This window comes from Pseudomonas sp. X4 (assembly GCF_040784925.1).
GTDB classification, from domain to species: domain Bacteria; phylum Pseudomonadota; class Gammaproteobacteria; order Pseudomonadales; family Pseudomonadaceae; genus Aquipseudomonas; species Aquipseudomonas putida_Z.
Map to the genome: position 1 here is coordinate 4,850,827 of NZ_CP160798.1, position 24,647 is coordinate 4,875,473.

23 protein-coding genes are annotated in these 24,647 nt (G+C 64.3%); 8 read left to right on the forward strand and 15 right to left on the reverse strand.

Going from position 1 to position 24,647, the window contains the following annotated elements; all coding sequences use genetic code 11:
* The first annotated feature begins 95 nt into the window (after window positions 1–95).
* Window positions 96–800 (forward strand): NUDIX domain-containing protein, encoded by a 705-nt coding sequence (locus ABX298_RS21670; protein WP_137163685.1) that lies wholly within the window; start codon window positions 96–98, stop codon window positions 798–800.
* Between the two features lie 321 nt (window positions 801–1,121).
* Here the strand turns inward: ABX298_RS21670 and ABX298_RS21675 are convergent, their stop codons facing one another.
* Window positions 1,122–2,051 (reverse strand): DMT family transporter, encoded by a 930-nt coding sequence (locus ABX298_RS21675; protein ID WP_025338780.1) that lies wholly within the window; start codon window positions 2,049–2,051, stop codon window positions 1,122–1,124.
* A 295-nt stretch (window positions 2,052–2,346) separates the two neighbouring features.
* On the reverse strand, window positions 2,347–2,940 hold the full coding sequence (locus ABX298_RS21680; protein ID WP_025338781.1) for a cupin domain-containing protein: 594 nt from the start codon (window positions 2,938–2,940) through the stop codon (window positions 2,347–2,349).
* A 316-nt stretch (window positions 2,941–3,256) separates the two neighbouring features.
* Here ABX298_RS21680 and glnT point away from each other — a divergent pair, with 316 nt between their 5' ends.
* The 4 genes from glnT to ABX298_RS21700 all read left to right on the forward strand — a co-directional run bounded on the left by glnT (window position 3,257) and on the right by ABX298_RS21700 (window position 7,606).
* Window positions 3,257–4,591 carry a type III glutamate--ammonia ligase gene (gene glnT, locus ABX298_RS21685; protein ID WP_015270738.1) on the forward strand — a complete coding sequence of 445 codons (1,335 nt, stop codon included), beginning with the start codon at window positions 3,257–3,259 and terminating at the stop codon, window positions 4,589–4,591.
* 66 nt (window positions 4,592–4,657) lie between these two features.
* Complete coding sequence (locus ABX298_RS21690; RefSeq protein WP_367393623.1) at window positions 4,658–5,563, forward strand: glutamine amidotransferase family protein; 906 nt, start codon at window positions 4,658–4,660, stop codon at window positions 5,561–5,563.
* Window positions 5,564–5,590: 27 nt separating this feature from the next.
* Complete coding sequence (locus ABX298_RS21695; protein ID WP_025338783.1) at window positions 5,591–6,265, forward strand: protein glxC; 675 nt, start codon at window positions 5,591–5,593, stop codon at window positions 6,263–6,265.
* A gap of 15 nt (window positions 6,266–6,280) precedes the next feature.
* On the forward strand, window positions 6,281–7,606 hold the full coding sequence (locus ABX298_RS21700) for an FMN-binding glutamate synthase family protein (RefSeq protein WP_013973039.1): 1,326 nt from the start codon (window positions 6,281–6,283) through the stop codon (window positions 7,604–7,606).
* Window positions 7,607–7,892: 286 nt separating this feature from the next.
* Here ABX298_RS21700 and ABX298_RS21705 read toward each other — a convergent pair whose 3' ends face one another.
* Together ABX298_RS21705 and ABX298_RS21710 are read right to left on the reverse strand one after the other, a co-directional pair.
* The gene (locus tag ABX298_RS21705; protein WP_286101728.1) at window positions 7,893–9,305 is read right to left on the reverse strand and encodes a cytosine permease; all 1,413 of its coding nucleotides are present in this window, start codon (window positions 9,303–9,305) and stop codon (window positions 7,893–7,895) included.
* A gap of 413 nt (window positions 9,306–9,718) precedes the next feature.
* The gene (locus ABX298_RS21710; protein WP_015270735.1) at window positions 9,719–10,171 is read right to left on the reverse strand and encodes an Lrp/AsnC family transcriptional regulator; all 453 of its coding nucleotides are present in this window, start codon (window positions 10,169–10,171) and stop codon (window positions 9,719–9,721) included.
* A gap of 112 nt (window positions 10,172–10,283) precedes the next feature.
* Here ABX298_RS21710 and ABX298_RS21715 point away from each other — a divergent pair, with 112 nt between their 5' ends.
* Entirely contained in the window at window positions 10,284–10,898 is a 615-nt protein-coding gene (locus tag ABX298_RS21715; protein ID WP_015270734.1) for a LysE family translocator, read from the forward strand.
* 168 nt (window positions 10,899–11,066) lie between these two features.
* Window positions 11,067–11,699 (forward strand): LysE family translocator, encoded by a 633-nt coding sequence (locus ABX298_RS21720; protein WP_023660833.1) that lies wholly within the window; start codon window positions 11,067–11,069, stop codon window positions 11,697–11,699.
* Between the two features lie 3 nt (window positions 11,700–11,702).
* Here the strand turns inward: ABX298_RS21720 and ABX298_RS21725 are convergent, their stop codons facing one another.
* The 10 genes from ABX298_RS21725 to ABX298_RS21770 form a co-directional block, all read right to left on the reverse strand.
* Window positions 11,703–13,484, reverse strand: coding sequence for an ATP-binding protein (locus ABX298_RS21725; protein ID WP_367393624.1), 1,782 nt, complete (start codon window positions 13,482–13,484; stop codon window positions 11,703–11,705).
* A gap of 183 nt (window positions 13,485–13,667) precedes the next feature.
* Entirely contained in the window at window positions 13,668–14,231 is a 564-nt protein-coding gene (locus tag ABX298_RS21730) for an NUDIX hydrolase (protein WP_274120790.1), read from the reverse strand.
* A gap of 21 nt (window positions 14,232–14,252) precedes the next feature.
* Window positions 14,253–14,999 (reverse strand): GntR family transcriptional regulator, encoded by a 747-nt coding sequence (locus tag ABX298_RS21735; RefSeq protein WP_013973031.1) that lies wholly within the window; start codon window positions 14,997–14,999, stop codon window positions 14,253–14,255.
* A 90-nt stretch (window positions 15,000–15,089) separates the two neighbouring features.
* Window positions 15,090–15,479 carry a carboxymuconolactone decarboxylase family protein gene (locus ABX298_RS21740; RefSeq protein WP_008100863.1) on the reverse strand — a complete coding sequence of 130 codons (390 nt, stop codon included), beginning with the start codon at window positions 15,477–15,479 and terminating at the stop codon, window positions 15,090–15,092.
* 209 nt (window positions 15,480–15,688) lie between these two features.
* Window positions 15,689–16,174 carry a flavin reductase family protein gene (locus tag ABX298_RS21745; RefSeq protein ID WP_003258675.1) on the reverse strand — a complete coding sequence of 162 codons (486 nt, stop codon included), beginning with the start codon at window positions 16,172–16,174 and terminating at the stop codon, window positions 15,689–15,691.
* A 13-nt stretch (window positions 16,175–16,187) separates the two neighbouring features.
* Entirely contained in the window at window positions 16,188–17,669 is a 1,482-nt protein-coding gene (locus tag ABX298_RS21750; protein WP_015270730.1) for an aldehyde dehydrogenase, read from the reverse strand.
* Complete coding sequence (locus ABX298_RS21755) at window positions 17,666–18,499, reverse strand: alpha/beta fold hydrolase (RefSeq protein ID WP_025338790.1); 834 nt, start codon at window positions 18,497–18,499, stop codon at window positions 17,666–17,668. The genes ABX298_RS21750 and ABX298_RS21755 overlap by 4 nt, the downstream gene beginning before the upstream one ends.
* Window positions 18,500–18,567: 68 nt before the next feature.
* On the reverse strand, window positions 18,568–19,164 hold the full coding sequence (locus ABX298_RS21760; protein WP_003258678.1) for an amino acid synthesis family protein: 597 nt from the start codon (window positions 19,162–19,164) through the stop codon (window positions 18,568–18,570).
* 334 nt (window positions 19,165–19,498) lie between these two features.
* On the reverse strand, window positions 19,499–20,539 hold the full coding sequence (locus tag ABX298_RS21765) for an LLM class flavin-dependent oxidoreductase (protein WP_286101731.1): 1,041 nt from the start codon (window positions 20,537–20,539) through the stop codon (window positions 19,499–19,501).
* 75 nt (window positions 20,540–20,614) lie between these two features.
* Window positions 20,615–21,100, reverse strand: coding sequence for a flavin reductase family protein (locus ABX298_RS21770; protein ID WP_003259250.1), 486 nt, complete (start codon window positions 21,098–21,100; stop codon window positions 20,615–20,617).
* A 317-nt stretch (window positions 21,101–21,417) separates the two neighbouring features.
* Between ABX298_RS21770 and ABX298_RS21775 the strand changes: the two genes are divergently transcribed.
* On the forward strand, window positions 21,418–22,824 hold the full coding sequence (locus ABX298_RS21775; RefSeq protein WP_025338792.1) for a cytosine permease: 1,407 nt from the start codon (window positions 21,418–21,420) through the stop codon (window positions 22,822–22,824).
* Window positions 22,825–22,913: 89 nt separating this feature from the next.
* Here ABX298_RS21775 and ABX298_RS21780 read toward each other — a convergent pair whose 3' ends face one another.
* Window positions 22,914–24,509, reverse strand: coding sequence for a methyl-accepting chemotaxis protein (locus ABX298_RS21780; RefSeq protein ID WP_367393625.1), 1,596 nt, complete (start codon window positions 24,507–24,509; stop codon window positions 22,914–22,916).
* Between the last annotated feature and the right edge of the window lie 138 nt (window positions 24,510–24,647).

Here is a 24,647-nt window from a genome sequence, read left to right on the forward strand (position 1 = left end):
ATTAAGTGTGTCAAGCAACTTTTGAAACGGGCTTTCTGCTTGCCTTACTTAGATGCTCTGGTGGATTATGGTGAGCTTGAACAAGGAGTCGCCCGGTGAATGCAGTCGAAGTCCTGGCCAGCGTCGATATCGTCGCCCTGCGCATGGCCCCCGAAGCTCAACATCTGCAGGTGCTGCTGCACCGTCGTGAGCGTGAACCGCATGCCGGCCAGTGGGCCTTGCCCGGGGTGATCGTCAATGGCCGCACCCCCGACACCAGCCTGGAAGCTGCTGCCGAACGCGCGCTGCGCGAGAAAACCCAGGTCGTACCGTGCTACATGGAACAGGTGGGCACCGAGGGCAATGCTTTCCGCGACCCGCGTGGATGGTCACTCAGCACCTATTACCTGGCATTGCTCGAACCCGGGCAGGTCGTCGAGGGCGAGCAACTGGCGTTTTTCGACTTGGACAGCGTATTGGCGCGCAAGGTGCTGTTGCCCTTTGATCACAACCTGTTGGTGGAGCGCGCCCGTGAGCGGCTGGCGGCGAAGACGGTGTACAGCAGCCTGCCGCTGTACCTGCTGGCGGAGAAGTTCACTGTGCTGGATGCGCTAGGTGCGGTGCAGGCGTGCCTGGGGCAGGCGGTGAACAACACCTCGCTGCGCAAACGCCTGGAGCGCTTGCGCGAGCAGGGGTGGGTGAGGGACACCGGGGAGAAGAACCAGCCCAGGCTGGGCCGGCCGCAGCAGTTGTATCAGTACACACCACAGGGGGAGCGGGCGTTCATGTTTGACCGCAGCCTGCTGCCTGAGGGCGCTTAGTCGCCTGTACCGACCTCATCGCCGGCAAGCCACACGCACAGGTGCAGCGTTGATCTCGAGGTTGTCGCTGTACCTTTGGGAGCGGCCTTGTGTCGCGAAAGGGCCGCAACGCGGCCCCAGGATTGATGCGCAACAGTTGAAATTGCTGGGGCTGCTTTGCAGCCCTTTCGCGACACAAGGCCGCTCCCACAGGGGATTGCGCCAACTTTCAGAATTTGAGCAAGACAGTTGCTCCCAGGTAAAGCATCAGGCTCGAGCCCTATGATTACCCTGTGGGAGCTGGCTTGCCGGCGATGAGGCCCGTTCAGGCAAGCACATTCATCAATGCGCGCAGCGGCTGGTATCGCCTTGTTCCGCTGGTGCCTTGCGCGCCGCCGCCAGGATGGTCGCCAGCACGATCAGCGCAGCGCCAGCGGCCATGCGCAGGCTTGGCTGCTCACCGAACAACCACCAGGCGCCGATGATCGCGTACACCGGCTCCAGCGCGATGATCATGCCGGCCGTGCGCGCTTCCAGGCCTTCCAGGCTCTTGACGAACAGGAACTGCGACAGCCCGGTGCAGAACACGCCCAACAGCGCCAGGTTGACCCAGTCACTGCCAGCCAGGCTGGTGTTGCCCAGGTGAGTGAAGGCAAACGGCGCCACCAGCGCAGCCACCACCACGTTCTGCCAGAAGGCCACCTGCATGGCGTTCATGCTCGAGCCGTTGCGGCGGTTGGCCACGGTCAGCAGGGCGAACGCCAGGCCCGAGCCCAGGCCCCAGAGCAGGCCGACGGTGCCTTTGTCGAGCAGGTCGAAGGTCGGTACCACCAACACCAGACCGGCCGTGACCATCAGCAGCAGCAAACCTTGCACGGCACCGATACGCTGGCCGAACACGCCGCGCTCGATCATGGCGATGAACGCCGGGAAGCTGGCGAAGCCCAGGGTGGCCACGGCCACGCCGCCAACCTTCACGGCGATGAAGAAGGTTACCCAGTGGGCAGCCAGCAGGGCGCCGGTCAGGCCCAGCACCGGCAGGTTGCGCAGGGTGAGGGCGTCGAGCAGACGCGTGCCCTTGAGCCCGGCGACGAAGCCCAGGGCGATGAAGGCGAAGGTGGCGCGGCCGAAGGTGATGATGCTGGCGTCGGCCTCGATCAGGTGACCGAGGATACCGGTCAGGCCGAACAGCACAGCGGCGATATGGGCAACGCACAGGGCGTTACGGTGGCCGGTGGCAGCACCGGCTACGGGGATTGAAGTCGCGATCATGGCAGTCAAGTCTTCACAATGTGGCGCGCGCAAACACTCCCGGCTGGCGCGGCGCGGGTCTCTGATACTGGGAGTTTTATCGTTATGAGCCCGGACGAACTGCCCGGTGCAAAAAGGCGCCACAGCGTTGGAATTGTGAAGCGAGGCTGTTTTACTCGCGAATACCGCACCGATCAGCCCACGGCGCGGGGCTGGTCGATGTGTGTATTATTTTTGTAGACACAGTTCTGAAGCCGATCACGGGCGACGTGTGCTTGTCTGATCGCGACATCGGTTGTTGCCTTGCTGCGCCGCGTCACTCGTCGCCGTAGTTCATGATCGACAACAGGCGGATGGGTACCTGCACCAGCTGCTCGGGGCCGTGCGGGGTCTCGCCGTCGAAGGTCAGGCTGTCGCCGGCCTGCATGTGATAGAGCTGGTTGCCGTGGCGGTACACCAGTTCACCCTCCAGCAAGTGGAGGAACTCGGTGCCGGGGTGGGCGAAGGTCGGGAACTCTTCGCTGGCGTCGTCCATGGTCACCATGTACGCCTCGAAGTTCTTCTTCGGCCCCCTGGCGTGATTGAGCAAATGGTAGGTGTGGCCTTTTTCGGTACCGCGGCGCACCACCTCCAGCCCTTCACCGGCTTTCACCAACAAGGCATTGCCGTCGGGCTGGTCATATTGGCTGAACAGCTTGGCCATCGGCATGCCCAGCACGTCGCACAGGCGGCTGAGGGTGTCGAGGCTGGTAGATACCTGGGCGTTCTCGATCTTGCTCAGCATGCCTTGGCTGATGCCGGCGATGCGCGCCACGTCGGCGAGCTTGAGGGACTGGGCCTGGCGCTGGCGCTTGATCTGCAGGCCCAGGTACTGCTCCAGGCGAAGGCGCGGTTCGGTTTCGGTTGGCATCGAATGTCCTGCACGGTTTCAGTTCAAGAATAAAGTTTTCGCACTGGGAAAGTGCGAAATGCAGCTGCGGTGGCTGCATCTTTCCTCGGGTGAAAACAAGTTTCCCATAAATGGAGCATGGAAATCTGCTTGGGTTTTTGTGCTGGCCGTACCGGCCTCTTCGCGGGCACGCCCGCTCCCACAGGCCCGCGGAGAGGCCCGATCCAGGCAACATAAGGTTGCACCCTGAACAAAGTTGGCAAGCGCATTGCATTCCTGTGGGGAAAGTAAGTTTCCTCAGTGGAATCATTGCCCCTTGCCCAGGAGTGTTCAACCCATGTTGCCAGCAGAAACCCAGCGCACCCTCGATCAGCACGGTATCAAGTACGTGCTGGCGCAGTTCGTCGATATCCATGGCTCGGCGAAGACCAAATCGGTGCCGGTCTCGGGCCTGAAGATGGTGGCCGAGGAGGGCGCCGGCTTTGCCGGGTTCGCCATCTGCGGCATGGGCATGGAACCGCACGGCCCCGACTTCATGGCCCGCGGCGACCTTTCCACCTTGATCCCGGTACCGTGGCAGCCGGGTTACGGCCGGGTGGTGTGTGTAGGCCACGTAAACGGCCAACCCTGGCCCTACGACAGCCGCTACGTGTTGCAGCAGCAGGTGCAGCGCCTGGCCGACAAAGGCTGGACCCTGAATACCGGCCTTGAGCCCGAGTTCAGCCTGTTCCGCCGCGACGAGGATGGCAAGCTGCAACTGGTGGACGCCTCCGACAACCTCGACAAGCCGTGCTACGACTACAAGGGCCTGTCGCGTTCGCGGCTGTTCCTCGAACGCCTGACCGAGGCGTTGCAGCCGGTGGGCTTCGACATCTACCAGATCGACCACGAGGACGCCAACGGCCAGTTCGAGATCAACTACACCTACAGCGACGCAATGGAGTCGGCCGACCGCTTCACCTTCTTCCGCATGGCCGCTGGCGAGATCGCCAACGACCTGGGGATGATCTGCTCGTTCATGCCCAAGCCCGACCCCAAGCGTGCTGGCAATGGCATGCACTTCCACCTGTCGCTGGCCAGCAGCACCAACAAGAACCTGTTCCATGACCCGTCCGACAGCAGCGGCATGGGCCTGTCGAAGTTGGCCTACCACTTTGCCGCAGGCCTGTTGGCCCATGGCCCGGCGCTGTGCGCCTTCGCCGCGCCCACGGTCAACTCGTACAAGCGCCTGGTGGTCGGCCGCTCGCTTTCCGGCGCCACCTGGGCCCCGGCGTTTGTCGCCTACGGCGCCAACAACCGCTCGGCGATGGTTCGCATCCCCTATGGCCGCCTGGAGTTCCGCCTGCCGGACGCTGGCTGCAACCCGTACCTGGTCACCGCCGCGATCATCGCTGCCGGCCTCGATGGCATCGACCGTCAGCTGGAGCCGGGCGAGATGTGCAACGAGAACCTCTACAACCTGAGCCTGGAAGAGATTGCCGCACGCGGCATCAAGACCTTGCCGCAGTCGTTGAAGGAAGCCGCCGACGCCCTGGAGGCCGACCCGCTGTTCCGCGAAGTGCTGGGCGCCGAGATCGTCGACGAGTTCATCAAGCTCAAGCGCATGGAGTGGGTGGAGTACTGCCGCCATGTCTCCGACTGGGAAATCCAGCGTTACACCGAATTCTTCTGACCGCCCCCAATCCCTTGGGCGGCCAGCACGAAAGCGGTCGCCCACTGCCTAGTAAGGAGCATCACCATGTGTGGAATCGTAGGTCTGTACCTGAAAAAACCCGAGCTGGAAGCCCAGCTCGGCAAGCTCTTCGAACCCATGCTCGAAGCCATGACCGACCGTGGCCCGGACAGCGCCGGCTTTGCCATCTACGGCGACGAAGTGGCCGATGGCTGGGTCAAGCTGACCCTGCAGGCCACTGACATCAACTACCCCTGGGCGGCGCTGATGGGTCAGCTGGAAGGGCGCCTGGGCTGCTCGCTGGACTGGTTCCAGAACGCCAGCGCCGCCGTGCTCAAGGTGCACACCCGCGAGGCATCGGTCCGCCAGGCCCTGAGCGAACTGGCCCCTGACGTGCGCATCATGAGCGCCGGGCAGAGCATCGAGATCCTCAAGGGCATGGGCCTGCCGGCGGAAATCTCCAGCCGCTTCGGCCTGGCCGGCATGAAAGGCAGCCACATCATCGGCCATACCCGCATGGCCACCGAAAGCGCCGTGACCATGGAAGGCAGCCACCCGTTCTCCACCGGCGCCGACCTGTGCCTGGTGCACAACGGCTCGCTGTCCAACCACTTCCGCCTGCGCCAGGAGCTCAAGCGCGAAGGCATCAGCTTCGAGACCGACAACGACACCGAAGTGGCCGCCGGCTACCTGACCTGGCGCCTGCAGCAGGGCGACAGCCTGGCTCAGGCCCTGGATGGCGCCCTGGAAGACCTGGACGGCTTCTTCACCTTCGCCATCGGCACGCGCAACGGCTTTGCCGTGATCCGCGACCCGATCGCCTGCAAGCCCGCCGTGCTGGCCGAGACCGACGACTACGTGGCCATGGCCTCGGAGTACCAGGCGCTGGCCAGCCTGCCGGGCATCGAGAACGCCAAGGTCTGGGAACCGGCCCCGGCCACCCTGTACGTCTGGGAACGCGAAAGCGCCTGACCTGCCACCGAACCACTGGAGAACCACATGAAGACGATCGACCTTTCCAGCACCTCGGTGCGTGTCCTCAACCAGTCCTTGCACGGTGAGGTGCAGGACCACGAATGGCGGGTGACCCACCCCGACGGCAAGCACAACCTGGCCGTGGGCATCAACGCCGCCGTGGCCGTGGATATCGAAGGCCACGCCGGCTACTACTGCGCCGGCATGAACCAGCAGGCCAGCGTCACCGTGCATGGCAACGTCGGTGTCGGCGTGGCCGAGAACATGATGTCCGGCTCGGTGCGGGTCAAGGGCAGCGCCTCCCAGGCCGCCGGCGCCACCGCCCATGGCGGGCTGCTGGTGATCGAGGGCGACGCCGGCGCGCGTTGCGGTATTTCCATGAAGGGCGTGGATATCGTCGTCGGCGGCAGCATCGGCCACATGAGCTGCTTCATGGGCCAGGCCGGGCGTTTGGTGGTGTGTGGCGATGCCGGCGATGCGCTGGGCGATTCGCTGTACGAGGTGCGCATCTACGTCAAGGGTGCGGTGCAGTCGCTGGGCTCGGACTGCATCGAGAAAGAGATGCGCGCCGAGCACCTGCAAGAGCTGCAGGAACTGCTGAACAAGGCCGGCCTGGACCACAAGGCTGCCGATTTCAAACGCTACGGCTCGGCTCGCCAGCTGTACAACTTCAAAGTCGACAACGCCAGCGCGTACTGATCCAGGAGCATTCCCATGAGCGAGCAATTCCCCCCGGTACTGCGTGAGTCGGCCACCTTCGACCGCCTGACCATCCAGGAAATCCAGCGTGCCGCCGAAACCGGCATCTACGACATCCGCGGCGGCGGCACCAAGCGCCGCGTGCCGCACTTCGACGACCTGCTGCTGCTCGGTGCCAGCGTGTCGCGCTACCCGCTGGAAGGCTACCGCGAGAAATGCGGCACCGATGTGCTGCTGGGCACCCGCTTCGCCAAGAAGCCGATCCACCTGAAAATTCCGGTGACCATCGCCGGCATGAGTTTCGGCGCGCTGTCGGCCAACGCCAAAGAGGCGCTGGGCCGTGGTGCGACCATCGCCGGCACCAGCACCACCACGGGCGACGGCGGCATGACCCCGGAGGAACGCGGCCAGTCGCAACACCTGGTGTACCAGTACCTGCCGTCGCGCTATGGCATGAACCCCGATGACCTGCGCAAGGCCGATGCCATCGAGATCGTCCTTGGCCAGGGTGCCAAGCCGGGCGGTGGCGGCATGCTGCTGGGCATGAAGGTGACCGAGCGCGTGGCCGGCATGCGCACCTTGCCGATCGGCGTCGACCAGCGCAGCGCCTGCCGCCACCCGGACTGGACCGGCCCGGATGACCTGGCGATCAAGATTGCCGAGATCCGCGAGATCACCGACTGGGAAAAACCCATCTACGTGAAGATCGGCGCCAGCCGCCCGTACTACGACGTAAAGCTGGCGGTGAAGGCCGGTGCCGATGTGATCGTGCTCGACGGCATGCAGGGCGGTACCGCCGCGACTCAGGAAGTGTTCATCGAACACGTCGGCATCCCGATCCTGCCGGCCATTCCGCAGGCAGTGCAGGCGCTGCAGGAAATGGGCATGCACCGCAAGGTGCAGCTGATCGTTTCCGGTGGTATTCGCAACGGTGCCGACGTGGCCAAGGCCATGGCTCTCGGGGCTGATGCGGTGGCCATTGGCACTGCGGCGTTGATCGCGCTGGGTGACAACCACCCGCGGCTGGATGCCGAACTGAAGAAGATCGGCTCGGCGGCCGGTTTCTATGACGACTGGCAGAACGGCCGCGACCCGGCCGGCATTACCACCCAGGACCCGGAACTGGCCAGGCGCCTGAACCCGGAGGAGGCCGGGCGCCGCCTGGCCAACTACCTGCGGGTGCTGGTGCTGGAGGCGCAGACCATGGCGCGGGCGTGTGGCAAGTCGCACTTGCACAACCTCGACCCGGAGGACCTGGTGGCGTTGACCGTGGAGGCTGCGGCGATGGCGCGGGTTCCGTTGGCGGGGACCGCCTGGGTGCCGGGGCAGGCGCAGTATTGAGTTGACCGTCGGGGGCCGCTTTGCGGCCCTTTCGCGACACAAGGCCGCTCCTACAGGGGACCGCGTATCGCCCCCCTGTAGGAGCGGCCTTGTGTCGCGATGGGCTGCAAGGCAGCCCCAGGGCACCCCCACCATTCACACAGGAGTGACTCCATGAGCACCTCCCCCTCGCTGTAATCCGGCCTCTTCGCGGGCTTGCCCGCTCCCACCGGGACACCACAGCCTTCGAGGCCGGTGACATCCTGTGGGAGCGGGCAAGCCCGCGAAGAGGCCGGCACTGGTTGAATCAGTGCCCCATGGCCACCTTGGCACCCATCTGCCGGCGACGGTAGGCGCTGTCACGGCTGGCCAGCCACCAGTACAGCGGCGAAGTAACTGCCAGCCCCACCAGCCACGACAGGTCCGCTCCGTTGATATGCTCGGAAATCGGCCCGACATACAGTGGCGTGTTCATGAACGGGATCTGCACCACGATGCCCACGGCATAGGCGATCAGCGCCTGCGGGTTGTAGCGCCCGTAGATGCCGCCATCGACCTGGAAGATCGACTGGATATCGTAGTCACCCTTGTGGATGGCATAGAAGTCGATCAGGTTGATCGCTGTCCACGGCACCAGCACCACCAGCAGCACCAGCACCATGTCGACGAAGTGGCCGATGAAGTCCGCCGAGGCGAACACCGCCACCACGCAGCAGGCCGTCAGCACTACCAGCGACAGCACGGCGCGGCTCTTGGCGGTGGGGATCCAGCGGTGGGCGAAGGTTTGCACCAGGGTGATGATCGACAGCACTGCGCCATACAGGTTGAGGGCGTTGTGGCTGATCACGCTAAGCAGGAACAGCACCAGCATGATCGGGCCGAGGGTGCCGGTGGCCAGCTTGACCGCGTCCATGGTGTCCATGCCGGCCGGGATCGCCAGCACCGCCACGGCGCCGAAGATGAACGACAGGCTCGAACCCAGGGCCGAGCCCAGGTAGGTAGTCCAGAACGTCGAGCTGACCTTCACGTCCGCCGGCAGGTAGCGCGAGTAGTCCGACACGTAGGGTGCAAAGGCGATCTGCCACAGCGCCGCCAGCGACACGGTGGCCAGCCAGCCGGCCAGGTTGAAGCCGCCGCGGGTGAGGAAGTCGTCGCTCTGCACGTGGCTGAAGATGTAGCCGAAGCCGACCACGATGCCGATACCCAGCACCCAGGTGCCGATGCGGTTGAGCACGTGGATGAAGCGGTAGCCGATGATGCCGATGATGCCCGAGCCCAGCGCACCGATGACGATGCCCACCGGTACCGGCACGGCATCGACCACGCCGTGCAGCGACTTGCCGGCGAGGACGATGTTGGAGGCGAAGAAGCCGATGTACATGACCCCGGCGATCACCACCACCAGCAGCGCGCCGAGCGAGCCGAACTGGGCGCGGCTCTGGATCATCTGCGGGATGCCCATCTGTGGGCCCTGGGCCGAGTGCAGCGCCATCAGTACGCCACCGACCAGGTGGCCGACCAGGATGGCGACGATGCCCCAGACCAGGTTCAGGTGGAACAGTTGCACGCCCAGCGCGCCTGTGACGATGGGCAGCGGCGCGATGTTGCCGCCGAACCACAGTGTGAACAGATCCCTTACCTTTCCATGGCGGTCTTGCGGGGGCACGTAGCCGATCGTGTGTTTTTCTATGAGGGGTGCCGAATTGGCTGCACTGGTCATGACTGACTCCAAGGCAAGGTAGGGCATCGGGAGCTGCCCGGGGGCGTGCCGGCGAAGGGCGACGCGTTCTTGTTGGAGCGATGATGCGGGGCGCGGGGATAACGAGAAATTAGTAAATATGTGCCCATAAACCTTAAAAAACCTAAGGCTGACAAAAGGTTAAGCGGGGGACGGTAGCAAGGAGGGTGCCAGGGGGCGGGAGGGCTTGGGCTAGAGGGGGTTGGGCCTTGTGGAGGCTAGAAGCGGTGTGCTTTGGTGGGGCGCCGTGCGCGTTTGCAGGGCAGATAAAAGATCGCCTGTGCCGGCCCTTTCGCGGGTGAACCCGCTCCCACAGGTACTGCGCATGGCTTGAAATCAATGCGGTCGAGGTGGGAGCGGGTTTACCCGCGAAAGGGCCGGCACAGGCAACAACGCTACATCGGCAACAACCGATCCTGTATCACCTCTTTCATCACCAGGGTCGAACTCAACCGCTTCACATTGGGAATGCTGGTCAGCTGCTCGTCATACAGCTTCTGGAACGCCGGCAAATCCTTGGCCACCACATGCAGCAGGTAATCCGGGTCGCCAAACAGCCGCTGCGCCTCGACGATCTGCGGGATTTCGGCCAGCGCCGCTTCAAAGTCCGCTACCGGCTGGCGAGTGACTTCGCGCAGGGTCACGAACACCAGCGCGGCAAAGTTCAGCCCCAGGGCGCTCGGCGCCAGGCGGGCGTGATAGCCAAGAATCGCCCCTGATTCCTCCAGCGCCTTCAAGCGCCGATGGCAGGGCGACAGGCTGAGCCCCACACGGTCTGCCAACTCGGTCACCGATAGCCGACCGTCTTTTTGCAGTTCGGCAAGGATTTTTCGATCAGTCCTGTCCATCGAGAAGGATCTTCCAGTTATTGAGGGCTATTGGGGAATATACGGAAGAAAATCCCTCGGCGGAATCCGTAATCTTTCGTCATCCCAAAGCAGTGGAAAAAGGAAGATTCAAGTGGCTCTCAGTGTTCTGACGGCGTTCTGGGCCGTGTCGATGCTGTTCGTGATTACCCCGGGCGCGGACTGGGCCTACGCCATTTCGGCCGGCATGCGCGGGCGCTGGGTGATGCCCGCGGTGGCGGGGATGTTGTCGGGGCATTTCCTTGCGACCCTGGTGGTGGCGGCCGGGGTCGGCAGCCTGCTGGCCGGCCACCCGCTGGCGCTGACCTTGCTGACCCTGGCGGGGTGCAGCTACCTGCTGTGGCTGGGTGGCAACCTGCTGCTGAGCCCGGCATTGCCGGCGGCCGGGCAGGATGGTGCGGGGGAGTCGGGGTCCCGCTGGGCATTGAAAGGGTTTTGCGTCAGTGGCCTGAACCCGAAAGTGTTCCTGCTGTTCCTGGCGCTGTTGCCGCAGTTCACCGACCCGCAGTCGAGCTGGCCGGTGCCGTTGCAGATCTTGCTGCTGGGCCTGGTGCACCTGTGCAGCTCGCTGGTGATCTACTCGCTGGTCGGTTATGGCGCCAAAGCCGTGCTGAGCACCCGGCCGGGGGCGGCGAAGCTGGTCGGGCGGGTGTCGGGGGTGGCGATGATCACGGTGGCCCTGGGCTTGATAGCGGGTCAAATAAGTTGAATTCACTGGCCTCATCGCCGGCAAGCCAGCTCCCACCGGTTCAATGCCGGGCCTGAGCCATGCGGGGTACTTGTGGGAGCTGGCTTGCCGGCGATGAGGCCAGTACAGACGATAGACAAAGCCTCGGATAAACTCGCAGCACTCCAACGCACAACCAGGATGTGCCCCATGCCCGAAACCACGCAACTGCTCACCTTCGCCCTGATCTGCCTCGGCATGGTCCTGACCCCAGGGCCGAACATGATCTACCTGATCTCCCGCTCGATCTGCCAGGGCCGCAAGGCCGGGCTGATTTCGTTGGGTGGTGTGGCCCTGGGCTTCGTCATCTACATGTTCTGCGCTGCGCTGGGCATCACCGCACTGGTGATGGCCGTGCCTTTTGCCTACGACGCGCTGCGCATCGGTGGCGCGCTGTACCTGTTGTACCTGGCCTGGCAGGCGCTGCGCCCTGGTGGCCGTTCGCCGTTCCAGGTTCGCGACCTGCCTGCCGACAGCCCGCGGCGGCTGTTCACCATGGGCTTTGCCACCAGCCTGCTCAACCCCAAGATCGCCGTCATGTACCTGTCGTTGATGCCGCAGTTCATCGAGCCGGGGCATGGCAGCGTGCTGCTGCAGTCGCTGGTGCTGGGGTCGACGCAGATCGCCATCAGCGTTTCGGTCAATGCATTGATCGCGATCATGGCAGGGTCGATCGCCGTTTTCCTCGCCGGTCGCCCGCTGTGGCAGCAGGTTCAGCGCTGGCTGATGGGTACGGTGCTGGCGGGCCTGGCCGTGCGCATGCTGGCCGAAGGGCGGCGTTGACCGCTAGGCCTCAGTCGGCGGCTCCTGGGGCAGGTACAAGGTAAAGGTGGTGCCCTGGCCCGGGACACTGTTCACCTGCACATCGCCCCCGGACTGCTTGGCAAAACCGAACACCTGCGACAGCCCAAGCCCGGTGCCTTCACCCGGTGCCTTGGTGGTGAAGAACGGGTCGAAGATGCGCTCCAGCAGTTCGGCGGCAATGCCGACACCGCTGTCGCTCACCGAAATCGCCGCGAACTGGCCCGGTTGTGGCGCCTGGCCGCGCAGGGCGGGCAGGCGCTGGTCGGCCTGAAGGCGCAGCTGCAAGGTGCCTTCGCCGGCCATGGCATCGCGGCCGTTGAGCATCAGGTTGATTACCGCGGTTTCCAGCTGGTTGAGGTCGGCGCGGATATGGCAAGGCGCCTGCGGTAACTGCAGCTCGACCTGGATCCGCGCACCGGTGGCCGTGTCGAGCATGTCGGCCATGGCTTCCAGCCGTGGCCCGGCCTCGAACACTTGCGGGCTCAGGGCCTGGCGGCGGGCGAAGGCCAGCAACTGGCCGGTCAGCCTGGTACCGCGGTCGACAGTGTCGGACATGGTCTTGAGGTAGCGCTCGCGGCGCTGTGCATCGAGGTTGGGGCGCTGCAGAAAATGCAGCGACGAGCGAATGATGGTCAGCAGGTTGTTGAAGTCATGGGCCACGCCGCCGGTCAGCTGGCCGATGGCTTCGAGCTTCTGGGCCTGGCGCAGCACGGCTTCTGTGTACAGCAACTGGCTGGTGCGTTCATCCACGCGCTGTTCGAGGGTGGCATTCAGCGCCTCCAGTGCCGCCATGGCCTCGCGCACTTCGGTGTGGGCCTGCACCCGCTGGACATGCGCCCAGGAGCGCTCGGTGACTTCGCTGATCAGCGCCTGTTCATAGTGGGTCCACTCCCGTGGCGCCTTGTCGTGGATGGCCATCAGCGCGGTCAGCCGGCCGCCTTTGATCAGGGGCATGCAAATGGTCGCGGTAATGCCGATGGCCTGGAAGGTGGCAGCTTCCTCGGGGGGCAGCTCGCTCAGGTTGTCCTGGATGACCAACGGCAGGCCACTGCGCAGGCGGCCGAGCGCCAGCTTGCCGAAGTCCTGCAAGCGATAGCGGCCCAACAGATGCGGCGAGCCGGGCGCCACGGCGTCACCGCAGATGGTGAAACCGTCTTCGTCGGGCTCCATCACCGCATAGGCGCAACTCGACAGTTGCAGGTGTTCGACCAGCATGCGCGTGGTAGTGGCAAGGATCTGGTCCGGGTCGGTGGCGTCGGCCACGGCACGGCCCAGGTCGTCGAGGAATTTCAGGCGCTGGTTGGCGAGCACGCTGGCGGTGGTTTCGGTGACTGTATCGAGCATGCCCAGCACCTTGCCGTCATGGTCGCGGATGGGGCTGTAGCAGAAGGTGAAATAGGCCCGTTCGGGGCTGCCGTTGCGGTCGATGACGAGCGGGAAGTCTTCGATGTACACCGCCTCGCCGGCCAGAGCGCGGTTGGCCATGTGGCCGATGTCGGCCCAGGCTTCCTGCCACACGGCGCGGAAGGGGATGCCCAGGGCCGAGGGCTTTTGCCCGAGTATCTGCGAGAAAGCGTCGTTGTGCAGGGTGAGCAGGTCAGGGCCCCAGAGCACGGCTTGCGGGAAGCGCGAGGCCAGGCACAGGGCCAGGCTGGTTTTCAGCGGGTCGGGCCAGTGCTGCAGCGGGCCCAGTGTGGTGGCGGCCCAATCGTGGTTGCGGATGCGCTCGGCCATCAGCCCGCCGCCGTCTAGCCATTTTGCCATGTGCTCTGCCGGTCCTTTTGCGTAAGGCCTTTAGGGTGCACCGAGAATAGACGCTTGGCGAGGGATTTGTGTTACGTGTACCGGCCTCTTCGCGGGCTTGCCCGCTCCTACAGGGATAGCACATTGCTCAAGCCTTGCGCCGTACAGGTGGGAGCGGGCAGGCCCGCGAAGAGCCGGCCCAGGCTAGCGAATGAAGTGCACCTTGCCTGTGTCGTCATTGCCCATGTAGATGCCATAAACCCCGGCCTGCCGCTCGAGGATATAGCGCTCGAGAATCTGCCGGATTGCCGGGTAGTAGATCTCGTCCCACGGGATCTCGTCCGGTTCGAAGAACCTGTACTCCAGCGTTTCCACCCCGTACTGCCCGGTTTCCTCGGTGGCGATGGCGCGGAAGATGATGTAGACCTCGCTGATCTTCGGGACGCTGAAGATCGAGTACGGCGAGACGATTTCGGCACGTACGCCGCTTTCTTCCCAGACCTCGCGCAGGGCCGCCTGCTCGGTGGTTTCGCCGGCCTCCATGAACCCGGCCGGCAAGGTCCAGGTGCCGGGGCGTGGCGGGATGGCGCGCTGGCACAGCAGGTACTTGCCATCACGCTCGATGATGCAGCCGGCGATGATCTTCGGGTTGATGTAGTGAATGTAGCCGCAACCGGTGCAGTGCAGGCGCTCGTGGGTGTCGCCTGTGGGAACGCCCCGGGCCAGTTCCGTGGTGCAGTGCGGGCAGTAGCGCGGGGCGTTGGGCATGATCGGTGGCCTGTGGGTGGCTTATATGCGTGGGTCCTTCAAGGCCAGGGGCTCGACCATCTCGCGCACCTTGACGTTGTCATCCTGCTTCTGGCGCAGGTAGTCCAGGGCCACCTTGGCGGCGGCGCGGACGTGGTCGACCGAGGCCTGGTGGGCAACCAGCGGGTCGCCGCTCTTGATCGCCTCGACGATCTTTTCCATTTCGCGGTTGCTGGCGCCGCGGCGGTTCTCCTGCGACACCGAGGTGGCGCGCAGGTAGCTGATGCGCGCCTGCAACTGGCGCAGCTGCTGGGCCGCCACCTGGTTGCCGGAGCCTTCCAGCAGCACATCGTAGAAGCCTTGTACCGAGTCCAGCACCTGTTGCAGTTCGCCTTCCTCGAGGGCTTCGCGGTTGACCTCCAGCGCGCGTTCCAGGGCGCGGATGTCCTTGGCCTTGGCGTTGAGGGTGAACAGCTGCACGATCAGGCCTTCGAGCACGCAGCGCAGCTCGTAGATGTCGCGGGCGTCTTCCAGGGTGATGATGGCCACGCGCGGGCCCTTGGCGTCGGCGAACTCCACCAGGCCTTCGGACTCCAGGTGGCGCAGAGCTTCACGCACCGAGGTGCGGCTGACGCCGAGGCGGTCGCAGAGGTCGCGCTCGACCAGGCGGTCGCCTGGCAGCAGGTGGAAGTTCATGATCGCGGCGCGCAGCTTGTCGAGCACGATTTCGCGCAGGGTAACGGGGTTGCGGTTGACCTTGAAGCTGTCGTCGAGTGGCTGGCGTTTCATCAAGTGCGCTCTTAAAGAGGCTGCCCGGCCGCAACCGCAACAGCACCACGAACCTTGGGTGCTCCTTGCGTGGGTTCGAACAGCCCGGTGTTAACGGGTTGACTCCGCATCGGCTTCAGCGAACGCTTCGCGGGCCAGGCGGAAACTGTCCACCGCCGCGGGCACGCCGCAATAAATGCCGACCTGGAGCAGGATCTCGCGAATCTGTTCACGGCTCAGGCCATTACGCAAGGCGCCGCGAATGTGCAGCTTGAGCTCGTGGGGCCGGTTGAGCGCGGAAATCATGGCCAAGTTTATCATGCTGCGCTCTTTGAGCGACAAGCCTTCGCGGCCCCAGACGTGGCCCCAGCAGTATTCGGTGACCAGCTCCTGCAACGGCTTGGTGAAGTCGTCGGCGTTCTGGATCGAGCGGTTGACGTAGTCCTCGCCCAGCACCTGGGTGCGGATCTGCAGGCCTTTTTCGTACTTTTCATTGCTCATGTGCAGTACTCCGGAATAAAACAGGGGACGCAACCGAGGGTGAGACGATAACGCGGCCCCTAAAAACAGGGTGAAACAGGGGCCGCTGTGCGGCCCATCGCCGGCAAGCCAGCTCCCACAGATACAGCGCAGGGCCACAGGCCTGTGGAATCCCTGTGGGAGCTGGCTTGCCGGCGATGGGCTGCACGGCAGCCCCGGCGATCTCAAGGTCAGCCCAGGGGCGGCAGGGCGCCCAGCTTGCCCTTGTGGTAGACCATCGGGGTCACCGGCTCGGCCGGCAGCACCAGGTTCTTCACCGCGCCGACGATGATCGCGTGGTCACCGCCGTCGTACTCGCGCCACAGTTCGCACTCGATGATCGCCGTGGCCTTGGCCAGCAGCGGGTTGCCCAGCTCGCTCAGGTGCCAGTCGATGCCTTTGGCCTTGTCCTTGCCCTTGCCGGCGAAGGCATAGGCCTCGGCGGTCTGGTCGGCGGACAGCAGGTGAATCGCGAACTGCTTGCTGTCACGCAGGATGGGGTAGGTGTCGGAGGCGTAGTTGGGGCAGAACAGCACCAGCGCCGGGTCGATCGACAGCGCGCTGAACGCGCTGGCGGTGATGCCGACGATGCCACCGTCGGCGTCGAGGGTGGTGACCACCGTGACGCCGGACGGGAAGGAGCCCATCACGTCTTTGTAGATGCCTGGTTCGATCATCTTGTGCTACCTCTTAGCGCATCACAAACGGGTCGGGCATCGGCGCGGTGGACAGGTTGATCCACACCGTCTTCAGCTCGGTATAGGCCAGCACCGAATCGATGCCGCTCTCACGGCCGTAGCCGCTGTTCTTGAACCCGCCGATCGGCGCCATGGCCGACACGGCACGGTAGGTGTTGACCCAGATGATCCCCGAACGCACGTCGCGGGCCAGGCGGTGGGCACGGCCCAGGTCGCGGGTCCAGATGCCGGCAGCCAGGCCGAACTGCGAGTCGTTGGCGATGGCCAGGGCCTCTTCCTCGGTCTTGAAGCGGATTACCGCGGCAACCGGGCCGAACACCTCTTCCTGCATGATGGTCATCGAGTTGCTGTCGCACTCGAACAGGGTCGGCTCGTAGAACCAGCCGTCACCCTCGACTTCGGCGCGCTTGCCGCCCATGTGCAGCTTGGCGCCTTCGGCCTTGGCCGCGGCCACCAGGCCTTCGACCACGGCCAGCTGTTGCGCGGTGGCCATGGGGCCCATTTCGCTGGCATCGTCCTGCGGGTTGCCGATGCGGATGCGCTTGGCGCGAGCGATCAGGCGTTCGACGAACTCGTCGAAGATCTCGTCCTGCACCAGCAGGCGCGAGCCGGCCACGCAGCTTTGCCCGGAGGCGGCATAGATGCCGGCCACGGCGCCGTTGATGGCGCTGTCCAGGTCGGCGTCGGCGAAGATGATGTTCGGCGACTTGCCGCCCAGCTCCAGCGACAGCTTGGCGAAGTTCTCGGCGCTGCTGCGCACCACGTGGCGGGCGGTGGCGGCGCCGCCGGTGAAGGCGATCTTGCGCACCAGCGGGTGGCGGGTCAGCGCCGCGCCAGTGCTGGGGCCGTAGCCGGTGACCACGTTGACCACACCCGCCGGGAAGCCGGCCTCGAGGGCCAGGCGGGCCAGCTCGAGGATGGTCGCCGAGGCGTGCTCGGACGGCTTGAGCACGATGGTGTTGCCGGCGGCCAGGGCCGGGGCCAGCTTGATTGCGGTGAGGTACAGCGGGCTGTTCCACGGGATGATCCCGGCCACCACGCCGATCGGCTCATGCACGGTGTAGGCGAACAGGTCGGGCTTGTCCAGCGGCAGGGTGCCGCCTTCAAGCTTGTCGGCAAGGCCTGCGGTGTAGTGGAAGAACTCCGGCAGGTAGCCGACCTGGCCGCGGGTTTCGCGGATCAGCTTGCCGTTGTCACGGCTTTCCAGCTGGGCCAGGTGTTCCTTGTTTTCGGCAATCAGGTCACCCAGGCGACGCAGCAGCTTGCCGCGCGCGGTGGCGGTGATGCTGCGCCACTCCTTGCTGTCGAAGGCACGCTGGGCGGCCTGCACGGCCAGCTCCACATCGGCCTCGTCGGCGTCGGGCAGTTGCGCCCAGGCCTGGGCGGTGGCCGGGTTGAGGCTGTCGAAGGTCTTGCCGCTCTGGGCATCGCGCCATTGGCCGTCGATGCACATCTGGAAACGAACGAGGGTCATGCAACAATCCCCTTGGCGGATTCGGTGAGGGTGCGGGCTTGCGCGAGGAAGTCCAGCAGCATCTTGTTGACTTCACGCGGTGCTTCCACCGGCATCATATGCCGTTGCTCGGCGAGGACCACGCTGTGCGCGCCAGGAATGCTGGCGGCGAGCTGGCGGGTCATGGCCGGGGTGGAGCCCGAGTCGAGTTCGCCGGTGGCGATCAGCGTCGGCACCTGGATACTGGCCAGGTCGGCGGCGCGGTACATGTCCTGGGTGGCGAACAGCGAATAAGTGGTGTGGTAGCCCTGCGGGTCGTTGCTCGCCAGCACCTGGCGAATGGCGGCGACCTGCGCCGGGTTGGCAGCCTTGTATTCACGGCTGAACCAGCGGTCGAGCGCGGCGTCGACGTTGGCGTCGGGGCCCAGCTGCGCAGCCTGGGCGGCGCGGGCGATAACGCCGGCACTCTGCTCGGGGGTGCGGTTGAACACGCTGTTGAGCACTACCAGTGCGGCCAGGCGCTGCGGGTAGCCGAGGGCGAACGCCCGGGCGACCAGGCCGCCCATGGAGAAGCCGATCACGGTGGCTTGCGCGATCTGCAGGTGGTCGAGCAGTTCGGCGAGCTGGGCGGCATAGCCTTCCAGGCCGATGTCGGCTGCCGGCAGTGCGCTCTGGCCGTGGCCGAGCATGTCGTAGGCGATGACGCGGTAGTCGTTGGCCAGGCCAACGAACTGACCGCCCCACATTTCCTTGTTCAGGCCCACGCCGTGGATCAGTACCACGGGTTGGCCCTGGCCGACGGACAGGTAGCTGGTGCCGGCGGGTGTGCGTTCAGCGACAGGCTGAATCATGGAGGGCGCTCCTTGAAGGTCGGGCGCGGCGGGTAAGCACGCCACGCCCCGGCCCGTCTTGGTTGTTGTTATTGAGCGTTGGCTTTTTCGGCAGCCAGTTCTTCCAGGTCGATGTAGCGGTTGCCGATGCGCGGGTGCAGGCGGCCGCCGTCGGAGGCGCCCAGGACCACGACGATTTCATCGGCGCGCGGGGCATCTTCGATCTGCATTTCCAGGGTGATGTAGTGCGAGCGCAGGCCTTCGTCGTCCTTCTGCATCATCGGGATCTGGATAGAGGTGCCCGGGCCGCCGCGCTTGTTGGTGAAGCTCAGGTAGCTCTTGGCCTGTACCGCTTCGCGGTAGTGGTTGCCGAAGCGCAGGGTGTGGATCACCGCCGAGGCGTGTTCGATTTCGCCGTCGGCACCGACGACTGCGGCCTTGCCGTAGGCTTCGATCTTGTCGGCGCCGCCGATGGCTGCAGTCAGGCGCTCGACCATCAGGGCACCCAGGTCCGAGCAGTTGGCACGGATTTCCGGCTTCAGATCTTCAACGAAACCGCGACCGGCCCATGGGTTCTTGATCACGACGGCCAGGCCGACCATGGTCACCGGCTTGTCGGTGGCCTTGCCGCCTTCGATGCGGGTCTCTTCGGAGTAGGTGACGATCTTGCGGATTTCGAAACTCATGGGTGGCTCCTGGTGAGGGTTATCAGCTCTTGTTGTCTGATGGTATACCATAATATTTGTTGTGCAAGAGGTGGCTGGAAATTTCTCTTGCGAGGGGACGAAAGGCGCTGTGTATCGGGGTTTTTGTGGCGTTCTGTACCGGCCTCTTCGCGGGTGAACCCGCTCCCACAGGTACCCCACAGGGTTCATGGTCTGCGCCATACCTGTGGGAGCGGGTTCACCCGCGAAGAGGCCAGTACAGGCAACGGATCAATCCCCAAAAAAAAGCCCGCTCACGCGGGCCACAGGGCCCACGGGAGCGGGCGCGTCCCGCAATGTTTCAGGTAATGGGAAATCAGGCGAACGCCGGCACCACTTCCTTGATGAACAGCTCCAGCGATTTCTTCTTCTCGGCGTGGGGCAGGCTGTTGTCGCACCAGAAGCTGAACTCGTCGACGCCGAGTTCCTGGTAGTACTTGATACGCGCGATGATCTCTTCCGGCGTGCCGATCATGGTGTTCTTGCGGATGTTCTCCAGCTCGAACGCCGGCACTTCGGCAAACTTCGATTCCGGGCTCGGCTCGAGGAAGCCGTTGACCGGGGTGGTCTTGTTGCCGAACCAGGCATCGAAGGTGCGGTAGAAGCGCGAGATGGCCTTGGCGCCGACCTTCCAGCCTTCCGGCTCGGCCGGGCTGTGCACGTGGGTGTGGCGCAGCACCATCAGTTGCGGGCGCGGCACGCCCGGGTTGTTGTCCAGGGCAGCCTGGAACTTGTTCTTCAGGTCCAGCACTTCCTCGTCACCCTTCATCAGCGGGGTGACCATGACGTTGCAGCCATTGGCCACGGCGAAGTTGTGCGAGTCCGGGTCGCGGGCGGCGATCCACATCGGTGGGGTGGCGTTGAACGGCTTCGGCACGCTGGTGGAGGTGGGGAACTTGTAGACTTCGCCGTCATGGGCGTAGTCGCCTTCCCACAGCTTGCGCACCACCGGCACCATTTCGCGCAGGGCCTTGCCGCCGTCGGTGGCCGGCATGCCGCCTGCCATGCGGTCGAATTCGAACTGGTAGGCGCCACGCGCCAGGCCCACTTCCATGCGGCCATTGCTGATCACGTCGAGCAGGGCGCATTCGCCCGCCACGCGGATCGGGTTCCAGAACGGCGCGATGATGGTGCCGGCGCCCAGGCGGATCTTGTCGGTGCGCGCAGCCAGGTAGGCCAGCAGCGGCATCGGGCTTGGCGAAATGGTGTATTCCATGGCGTGGTGTTCGCCGATCCACACGGTGCTGAAACCGCCGTTCTCGGCCATCAGGGTCAGTTCGGTCAGGTCTTCGAACAGCTGGCGGTGGCTGACCTGTTCATCCCAACGTTCCATGTGCACGAACAACGAAAATTTCATGGGGCTTTCCTCAACGCTTGAAAGGGGCTGGCGCCTGGCAGGGTTGGCGCCAGCGGTCTCGATTCAGAATAGGCTTCAGGCAAAGGCCGGCAGGCTGGCCATCTTGCCGCGGCAGTACACCATCGGCCGTGGCGCCTCTTCAGGGACGATCAGGTTGTGCACCTTGCCGACCATGATGGCGTGGTCGCCACCTTCGTATTCGCGCCACAGTTCGCATTCGATGACCGCGGTGGCACCGGCCAGGATCGGGTTGCCCAGTTCGCTCAGGGACCACTCGATGCCACTGGCCTTGTCCTTGCCCTTCTTGGCGAAGGCATAGGCCTCGGCCTGCTGTTCACCGGACAACAGATGAATGGCGAAGCGCTTCTGCCTGATCAGCACGGGGTAGGAGTCGGAGGTGTAGTTGGGGCAGAACAGCACCAGCGGCGGGTCCATCGACAGGGAGGAGAAGGCGCTGGCGGTCAGGCCGACGACCGAGCCATCGTCGTCCAGGGTGGTGATGACGGTAACGCCGGACGGGAAGGAGCCCAGGACATGCTTGTAGACGGTTGCGTCGATCATCTGGTGTACCTCTATAGGGCTGCGGTGGTCCGCGGTTTTTATCGTTGATGTGTCTGATGGTATACCGTAATACCTATTTTGCAAGCGGAATTTTCAAGCGAGGGTATTGCGCGATGAACGGCTCAAGCCCGCGAATACCGTGGGTTTGAGCGGTGAGGCGGTTTGCCGCAGGGGTTGCGCGAGCGGATCAGTGGGCGTTTTTTCCTACGGATCAGTGTTGTCAAAAGTTTGGAATACCATAATATGGTCCGCAGCTGAGAGGCCGCCTAGATGCGGTTTCCTTACAAAGATAAAAACGACCTTTCGAGCTGAATCCTATGTCCCAACCGTCGTCGCAACACCAGTTTGTCGAGAATCACACGGTCGATTACGTTCCACCTGCCGAGCGCCACGGGAAGGCGCGCGACCTGTTCACCCTCTGGTTCAGTACCAACATCGCGCCACTGCCCATCGTCACCGGCGCCATGGTGGTCCAGGTGTTCCACCTGAACCTGTTGTGGGGCCTGGTCGCCATCGTGCTGGGCCATCTGGTCGGGGGCGTGGTCATTGCCCTTGCTTCTGCGCAGGGACCGCAGCTGGGCATTCCGCAAATGGTGCAGAGCCGTGGCCAGTTCGGCCGCTACGGCGCCTTGCTGATCGTGTTCTTCACCGCGCTGATCTATGTCGGTTTTTTCATTTCCAACATCGTCCTGGCGGGCAAGACCATCCACGGCATCACCCCGAGCGTGCCGATGCCGGGCGCGATCGTGATCGGGGCGCTGAGTGCCACCGCCATTGGCGTGATCGGTTACCGCTTCATCCACATCCTCAACCGCATCGGTACCTGGGTGATGGGTTCGGCGTTGCTGGCCGGTTTCATCATGATGTTCGCCCAGGAACTGCCGGCCGACTTCTTCAGCCGTGGCGCGTTCAACCTGTCGGGCTTCATCGCCACCGTGTCGCTGGGCACCATCTGGCAGATCAGCTTCTCGCCGTATACCTCCGACTACTCGCGCTACCTGCCGCGTGAAGTGGGCATTGCCAAGCCGTTCTGGGCCACCTACTTCGGCGCTACCCTGGGCACCATCCTGTGCTTCAGCTTTGGTGCGGTGGCGGTGCTGTGCGTGCCGGAAGGCACCGATGCGATGGACGCGGTCAAGCAGGCCACCGGCTGGCTGGGCCCGATCCTGATGGTGCTGTTCCTGCTCAACATCATCAGCCACAACGCCCTCAATCTGTATGGCGCGGTGCTGTCGATCGTGACCGCGATCCAGACCTTCATCGCCGAGTGGACGCCGAGCATCAAGGTGCGGGTGGTGCTGGCTGCGGTGATTCTGGTGGGCTGCGGCATGGTCGCGCTGAATGCCTCGGCGGACTTCATCGGCCAGTTCATCGGCCTGATCCTGGCATTGCTGCTGGTGCTGGTGCCGTGGGCGTCGATCAACCTGATCGACTTCTACCTGATCAAGAAGGGCCAGTACGACATCGCCTCGATCTTCAGTGCCGACGGCGGCATCTATGGCCGCTTCAACCACCACGCGATCATTGCCTATGCCTGCGGCATCCTGGTGCAGCTTCCGTTTGCCAATACGTCGCTGTATGTGGGGCCGTACTCCAATATCGTCGAAGGGGCTGACCTGTCGTGGCTGTTCGGCCTGCTGGTGACGGTGCCGCTGTATTACTGCCTGGCGACCCGGGGCAAGGCTGCCGAGAAGGCGGGGCGGGTTGTGAGTGTCAATGACTGATAGAGAGTAGTTGCAGGTATTGGGGCCGCGTTGCGCCCCTTCGCGGGCACGCCCGCGAAGGGCCACGATGTGGCCCCGGCTATTTCAGCTCAAACCTTGAACTGCGCCACCAGGCCATTCAGGTCCACCGCCAACCGCGACAGATCCTGCGCCGCCGCACTGGTCTGGTTTGCCCCCGCCGATGTCTGCATCGCCAGGTCGCGAATGTTCACCAGGTTGCGGTCCACCTCCCGCGCCACCTGCGCCTGTTCCTCCGAGGCGCTGGCAATCACCAGGTTGCGTTGGTTGATCGAGGCAATCGCCTCGGCAATCACCTCCAGCGTGCCGCTGGCGCGGCCCTGGCTGCTGTGCATCGCCGTCACCGCCCGCTCGGTACCGTTCTGGATCCCGGCAATCATCTGCTCGATCTCGGCGGTCGACTGCTGGGTACGGTGGGCGAGGGCGCGTACCTCATCGGCCACCACGGCAAAGCCACGGCCCGCCTCGCCGGCGCGGGCCGCTTCGATGGCGGCATTCAGCGCCAGCAAGTTGGTCTGCCCGGCAATCGCGCCAATCACGTCCAGCACGCGGCTGATCTCGTTGGCATTGTTGGCCAGCTGTTCGATCTCGGTCGAGGTACCGGTCACGTCAGCCACCAGATGCTGGATGGACGCCAGCGCCTGGTTGACCCGGTCGCGGCCATCACGGGTGGTCTGGTCGGCGCCCTTCGAGGCGTCGGCGGTGCTGACGGCATTGTTCGCCACTTCCTCGACCGCCGCAGTCATCTGGTTGACGGCGGTGGCCGCCTGGTCGATCTCCGCGCTTTGCTGGTGCAGGCCGCGGCTGGTGTCTTCGGTGACGGTGTGCAGTTCCTCCGAAGCCGAGGCCAACTGGTCGGACGAGGCGGCGATCTTGCGGATGGTGTCGCGCAGGCTGCCCTGCATGCGGCCCAGGGCGCGCAGCAGCAAGGCTGGTTCGTCGCGGCCGATTACACGGATGTCCTGGGTTAGGTCGCCGGTCGCCACGCGTTCGGCCACGCTCACCGCATCGGCCAGCGGCACGACGATACTGCGAGTGAGCATGGTGGCAATGGCGACCAGGGCCAGCATGATCACCAGCAGCGAGACAATGATCGCGGTGAACGCTTCGTCAGCCACGTCGCTGCTGAGCTGCGAGGCCTGTTCGGCACCTTTGCCGTTGTAGGCGATCAGCGCCGCCATGGCCTGCATCATGCTGTCGGCGCGCTGGGTCAGGGGGCCGTTGATCTGCTGCCTGGCGTCTTCCATGCGGCCAGCAACAATGTCCTTCAGTACGCGTGCTTGCAGCTCGAGGTATTGCTGGTGCGCGTTATTGAAGGTGTCGAACAGGGCGCGGTCATCGGCGGCGGTGATGGTACCTTCGTATGCCTTCAGGCCATCCTTCATCTCGGCATTGGTGTCGTCGAGCAACTGCAGGTTGCGGCTGCGTTCGCTGGGGTTGTCGTCCAGTGCGGTACGCAGGGTGAGGGCGCGGGCGCGGCCAAGGTTGCTGCTGATTTCGCTCAGGGCCACCACGGCGGGCATCCAGTTGACCCGGATTTCGTCCGTGGCCTTGTCCACCTGCCGGGTTTCATAAAGTGCGGCAAGGCCCATGAACAGGACCAGGATACCCAACAGGGCGAACACGCAGGCAGCGCGAATGCCGATCTTCAAATTCCTTAATTGCATGACATGCTCCTTGACGGTGGCGTGCAGGCCCTCAGGAGCTTGGGCGGGTGGCCGGGTCACCGGGTGTGGCGCCAGGCTCTGGAAGCGCTGCGGATTCAGTTGTGTGCCTCACCCTCTTGAATTCTTTTTGATTTGAAT